This is a genomic window from Leptospira ainazelensis, from assembly GCF_016918785.1.
In the GTDB taxonomy this organism is placed as follows: Bacteria; Spirochaetota; Leptospiria; order Leptospirales; family Leptospiraceae; genus Leptospira; species Leptospira ainazelensis.
Map to the genome: position 1 here is coordinate 60,935 of NZ_JAFFPT010000023.1, position 6,125 is coordinate 67,059.

Consider the following 6,125-nt stretch of genomic DNA (forward strand, 5'->3'; position numbering starts at 1 on the left):
CGATCCAAAAGGATTCAGGCCGAAGGCGTATTTATTTTGGATCCGGACAAAAAAAATTCCCCTGGATAACCAGGGGCCGGATTTTCCCGAAGGAATGTTGTTGGATGAGACATAAGTATCATTATGTCCGATAATGTCAACTCTCTTCGGAACTTTTGCTTAAAATTAATGTACTTTCCTGAAAGGAGGGTTCCGAAAAGAAATGGGCGAGCATTATCCATATATCAAATTTTTTGCCGACATCATCGATTCCGGCGTTTGGGCCAGCCTATCTTCCGCTGCCAAGACGTTATATTTAGTTCTGCTTAAATTTAGCGACCAGCACTTCAAGCCGGTCTGGCCGAGCACGGACATCCTTTTGAAACTTACGGGTTTCAAAACTAAAAAATCAATCATCCAAGGAAAGAGAGATCTCATCCAGGCCGGCCTTCTTCAGGTTACGCCGGGGACAGGACATACAAGTTCTCGGTATTATTTCTGTTTCAATTACGCAGGTTCTAAAATTCCACCTCAGGGGTATAATTCCGGATACCTCAGGGGTGGCGGAACGGAATCCTTTGAGGGGTCAAAAAAGGCTCCCCAGGGGTCTGCCGATGGATCCCCAAACCATATCAATATAACAATCACCAACAATCAAAACCAAGAACCAAGTAAAAAGACTGCGCCTTTGAGTTTGTCTATGTTGGAAGAAAAATACGGAACTTCTATTTTGTCCGAGGCGCTTGCCATTGCCAAACTCCGAGGAATGGAAGCAAATCTAAGATATGTCCAAGGGATTTGTAAGAATCTAATGGGAGCGTCGGACTCAATCTCGATGCCTGAATTTAATCAAAACGGCTCCGGACCCAGTGAAAAGGATCCGAGTTGGAAGGGATTCCTGCTTTGGTCCAGAGAAAGATTGACTCGATCCAGTGTGGAAATTTTAGAACAAGTTCGCGTAGAACCTGATGGAAGGACACTTTGTATTTTGGACAGCGTTCCTGAATCCCTTCGAATGATCATTGCAAAGTACTTCACAGAGGAAATCCGTCCTCCGATATTGGTTATATTTTCCGCAAAAACCGAAGAAAACCGAACTATTTCCTCTAAACATTAAAAAAGAGAACCAGGACAAATCTTGAATGAACTCTGAATCGATTCGAATCAGCCACCCCGGCCCCTTGAAGATCCGGGAAATCAAATCCTCCGGAACTTATGATTTAAAAGAAGGAAAACTTTTACGCTACAACGAAACAAAGGATTCTCCCGGAATTTCCGCCCTCACCTTACATCTGGACGGAATTTCGAGTCTGAATCAAATTCGACTTCATTCCAATCCGCAGGAAGTAGCTTTTTTTCCGGATACGTTTCGTTTTGAAATTTCTATGGATGGAATTGTCTGGGAACCGATTCTCCAAGAGACCGGATTTCGGCGTTTAAACCAAAAGGTCGGACAATGGAATTTTTCTCTTGTCCAAGCAAAATTCTTAAAATTGATCAGCCAGGTTTCTGAGAAAGACGGCTCCGGAAAATACAAGGTTTCTCTTGGGCAGTTGGAAGTCGGAATTTCAGGAATCGTAAAAATTCAAGTCAGTTCCGAACAAGATCGTTTTTGGGTAAAAGAAAATCTGATCGATCAAAGACCCGACTACGGATGGGCATCGAAAGAATCTCCCAAACCCGGAGAAGAATTTTTTCTTACCGATCTAGGATCGATCAGCCGTGTGAACGAGCTCCGACTTCTTACTTCCAAAACGGATCCGGTTTGTTTTCCGGAAAGATTTACCGTGTATTACAGCGAGGATGATCTTTCTTGGAATCAATTGTTGGAGGAGAATCAATTCTTATCCGAACCCGGCGTTTGGTATCAATGGCGATTTCTTCCGACTAACGTGCGTTATCTGAAATTGGTCGCGCGCCAGAACGAAAAAAAAGGCCAAGAATTTTATCAAACCAAAATCGTCGAGTTGGAGCTCTACGCGACTCCTCACCTGAGCGATCTTACGAACAAACCAACTTCGGAGCCGCTTCCATACGCGACGGTTCTTCGTTCCGGTTTGGTTCGTCTTGCAGTGGACGGAGAAAATTCAGAAGGGGTCGCCGTTCAATCCAACGACAGAAGATTGAGAGATTCTTCTACGGAGTATAAAGGAATCGTCGAACTCGCGGGCGACGGAGAAGACAAAGAAGGTGTAGTAGTTCAAGGAAATGATAAACGGCTCAAACACGCAACCGAGCTTGCCCACGGTTTGGTTCGTCTTGCAACCAATGGCGAAAATCGGGCGGAAAGAGTGGTTCAGGGAAATGACGATCGTCTGAAAGCGGCGACGGTTTCCAGTCTTGGAATCGTTGAGTTGGCGGAGAATGGGGAAACCAAGGACGGAGTTGCGGTCCAAGGAAACGACGATCGTTTGAAGGTCGCCACTACAAAAAAATACGGCTTGGCGATTCTTTCCGAACCCGGAGCTTCGGAGCCGGGAAAAGCGGTTACTGCAGACGATCCTAGAATCCGAAAAGCAAATACGGAATTTCCGGGAATCGTTCGTTTTGCAAAAAGCGGAGAGGATTCTCCGGAGGCCGCGGTTCAAGGTGATGATAAACGCCTAAAAATCGCCGGCACGGAATCCTACGGGATCGTTCAACTCGCTCAATCCGGAGAATCGAAAGAAGGTGTGGTAGTTCAGGGAAATGATAAACGACTTCGAAACGCTACCACTTCTTATCCCGGAATCGTAGAGATCGCAACCCTGGGAAATAACGCGCCCGGAAAAGTTGTATCCTCCGACGATCCGAGATTGTCCGACAAGAGAGATCCAAAGCCCCATACTCACGATTATGCTCCGTTGGATCACGATTTTAGTTCTCATACCGGATTCTTAAAAGTAAAGGGATCTACGGAAGCGGCTTATACAAACATCGCGCCTCCTCCTGAAAATCACGCACCGATCTACGGAAGAAACGATAGCGAAAAAGGCGCGGGTATTGTCGGGTCTGCGCGGAATACCGGCTTGATCGGATACGGTGAAAAGTTCGGAGTTCGGGGAGATTCCTCTTCCGGTGACCAGGATTCGGCGGGAGTGATCGGTCTCGCCAAACGAGGATTTGGTGGAATCTTTCATTCCAGATCCGGGGTCGCTCTTTTTGCTAACGGAAAGGGAATTTCTTCCTTAGGAGAAACCGGATCTGGAAAGGCGTTTCTTGCGGAGGGAGAATCCGAATTCTCCGGAAGCGTTCGGATTTCGACGGGGAAGAATGCGGATTGTATAGCGAGATTTTTTCCGGTGAATCCGTCCGACGTGATCGGAGAAGGTGATATTTTGGCGATGGGTGAAGACGGACGTTTGCAGAAGGCAAAGACGGCTAACGCGACCAATGCGATCGGAGTCGCCGTAAAATCGGCGGCACTACTCTTTGGGAATTCTGCTCCCGCGGACGGTTCTCATTGGTTGGTAGCAGTGTCGGGTGTCGTTACCGTGAACGCGGACGCTTCTTCGTATCCGATTCAACCGGGGAGTTTACTCGTGACCGGTCTGACCGGAGGGCACGCTGTTCGAATTTCGGCGGAGTCTCTTCGTCCTGGGTCTCTTTTTGGAAAGGCATTGACTCCGCTTCGTTCGGGAAGAGGTCAGATCCAAATTCTTCTCTGCTTTCAATGATCGAGATTTTATGAAAAAAATATCTGAAATTTATGGCTCTAAAAAAGAGCCGGTGTATTCGTTTGAATTCTTCCCTCCGAAAACTCCGGAGGGAGATGTGAAGCTGATGGAGACAGTGAAGGAATTGTCTCGTTTGAATCCCGATTTTGTCACCGTAACTTATGGCGCCGGCGGTTCGACCAGAGATAAGACGGTTCAAATTCTTACCGAAATTTCTAAGAATTATTCGGTTCCAACGGTTTCGCATTTTACCTGCGTGGGTGCAAATCAAGACGAGATTCGAGAAACTCTGAAAGGAATTCGTTCCAAGGGAATCGTAAACTTGATGGCCCTTCGCGGAGATCCTCCCAGGGGAGAAGGAGAATTTAAAAAAACTCCGGGCGGTTTTGAAAATGCTACGGAGCTCATTGCGTTTATTCGTGCGGAGAAGATGGATTTTTGCATCGGAGGCGGTTGTTATCCCGAAAAACATCCGAACGCGAAGTCCTTGGAAGAAGACGTGCGACATCTCAAGTTGAAAGTCGATGCGGGAACCGACTTCTTGGTCTCTCAACTTTTTTTCGTGAATTCTATCTTTGAGAATTTTCTCAACTTAGTGAGAAAGGTCGGAATTCAGATTCCTGTGATTCCGGGGATTATGCCGATCACTTCTTTTTCTCAGATCGAAAGATTTAAATCTCTGGCGGGTTGCGCCTTCCCTTCTTCTCTCATTGAAGATTTGCAGGAAGTCGAACATCGTCCCGAAGAATTTTATAGGAGAAGTTTGAACTTCACCGTAAAACAATGCAGGGAACTTTTGGAAATGGGCGCGCCCGGAATTCATCTTTATACTCTCAATCAATCGCACGCGAGTTATGATATTGTGAGGGAGTTGAAAGGGTAAAAAACGGGGCGCGCGACTTTTACGGAGGATTGTCGGTGTTACGGCAGTTCTGCTTTTTCGAATTTTTGAAAGAGATTCGAGACGATGGCGGGCTTCGCCTTTTGTCTGAAAAGTTATTCTCTGCATAGAGAGAAAAACCCGCGCCTTCTTCCTTAAAACAAAACCCCTTCCTTTCCTCCCGGCAAAAAACCGGCATCGACTCCTCTCCGGTAGAGTTCCAGGATCGCTTCTCTTCCTTCGGTTCCAAGAGAACGAGTGAATTCGTTTACATACAACGCGATGTGAGCATCCACTACTTCTCTTGTCGTGTTTTGAGAATGTTTGAGAATATACTCGTAGGTTTTTTCTCTATTTTGATAACCAAGGTCCAAACTTTTTTTGAGAGCGTTGTCAAAGTCCAATTTTAGATTCGGATCCAAGTCTCTTCGGATCGCGATAGCGCCTAACGGGATGTGCTTCCCGGTGGTTTCTTCCCACCATTCTCCCAGATCCTGAAGTTTTTCGAGTCCCTGTTTTTCATAAGTGAAACGTTCTTCGTGAATCAGAACTCCAAAGTCGGCTTCTCCGGATAAGAGAAGAGGAATGATTTTATCATAACGAACCGCCTCCGCGCGAAAATCATTCTTCAGAAATAATTTTAGGAGAAGGTTCGCCGTTGTGAATTCTCCAGGGATGAGAATTTTTTTTCCTTTTGCGGATCCGAGATTCTTCCCTTTTTTAAAAACCAAAAGAGGGCCGCAGTTCCGACCCAAAGCCGAACCTGAATCGAGGATGGAATATCGATCCATCACGGAGAAGTAAGCCGCAAAGGAAAGTTTTGTAGTTTGATACTTCCCTAAAAACGCGGCGCGGTTCAATTCTTCCACGTCGTGGAGTTCCTCTCGGATCTGGAATTGCTCGGAGATTTTTCCGTGGGCAAGGTGATAAAACAAAAACGTATCGTTTGGGCAAGGGGAATATGCTAAGCTGAGTTCCATCTTCTTTAGATTCCCATTTTTTGAATTTTGTCGGAAAAAGAAAGTCTCTTCCTTTTTTTGTCGGAGTTCCGACAGAATTGTGAGAGGGGGATTTTGCTTGCGAAAAGGTTCATTTTCTGATGAGAAAAATCTCCTGATTCTTCCCGCGAGCCCGCCTCCTCCACCCAAGAGCTCTGTTGAAAAAGGGATCAATATTTACGAACTCGCTAGATGAGCACAATGGCAAAGTTCAAGAATACGGATCTGAATCTGCTGAGGATGCATGTTTTAGACTTTCAGGAATTGTTCGGAGAAGGACATTCGATCCACGCACGGATTTAGGAAAGTTATAGACGTTTTGATTTTGAGGATTTCGAGAAGAATTATCAGAATGACGAAACAGGTGGGTCGACCTCCAATTTCTTCGAAGAAAGTAATTTTGGTCCTTTGGCTATTTCATAGTAATCGCCAACCTTCTCGATGAGTGCGCGCTTGTACGTTATTAAAACTCAGGCAGAGTTGATCTACTTCTTGGATGGAGAAGAATTCGATCATACATTTATTTCCAAATTTCGAAAAGTTCATAAAAATGAAATTGAGGATCTATTTCGCGAACGGTATTTCTTGGAATGAAAGCGGCTTTATCGACTT

At 45.6% G+C, this 6,125-nt stretch carries 4 protein-coding genes and 1 pseudogene; 4 read left to right on the forward strand and 1 reads right to left on the reverse strand.

What is annotated here, in order from left to right; all coding sequences use genetic code 11:
• The first annotated feature begins 202 nt into the window (after positions 1–202).
• From JWG44_RS06125 to metF, 3 genes are read left to right on the forward strand one after another with little or no spacing between them, the layout of a single operon-like run.
• A complete protein-coding gene (locus JWG44_RS06125; protein ID WP_205274084.1) occupies positions 203–1,096 on the forward strand; it encodes a helix-turn-helix domain-containing protein in 894 nt (297 codons plus the stop codon).
• Positions 1,097–1,121: 25 nt separating this feature from the next.
• Positions 1,122–3,635, forward strand: coding sequence for a discoidin domain-containing protein (locus JWG44_RS06130; protein ID WP_205274085.1), 2,514 nt, complete (start codon positions 1,122–1,124; stop codon positions 3,633–3,635).
• A 10-nt stretch (positions 3,636–3,645) separates the two neighbouring features.
• On the forward strand, positions 3,646–4,518 hold the full coding sequence (gene metF / locus JWG44_RS06135) for a methylenetetrahydrofolate reductase [NAD(P)H] (RefSeq protein WP_205274086.1): 873 nt from the start codon (positions 3,646–3,648) through the stop codon (positions 4,516–4,518).
• A 152-nt stretch (positions 4,519–4,670) separates the two neighbouring features.
• On the opposite strand, the gene JWG44_RS06140 is transcribed toward metF, so the two are convergent.
• Complete coding sequence (locus tag JWG44_RS06140) at positions 4,671–5,495, reverse strand: 1,4-dihydroxy-6-naphthoate synthase (RefSeq protein WP_205274087.1); 825 nt, start codon at positions 5,493–5,495, stop codon at positions 4,671–4,673.
• A 219-nt stretch (positions 5,496–5,714) separates the two neighbouring features.
• Here JWG44_RS06140 and JWG44_RS22740 point away from each other — a divergent pair.
• Positions 5,715–6,125, forward strand: a pseudogene (locus tag JWG44_RS22740) (transposase); the annotation flags it as partial.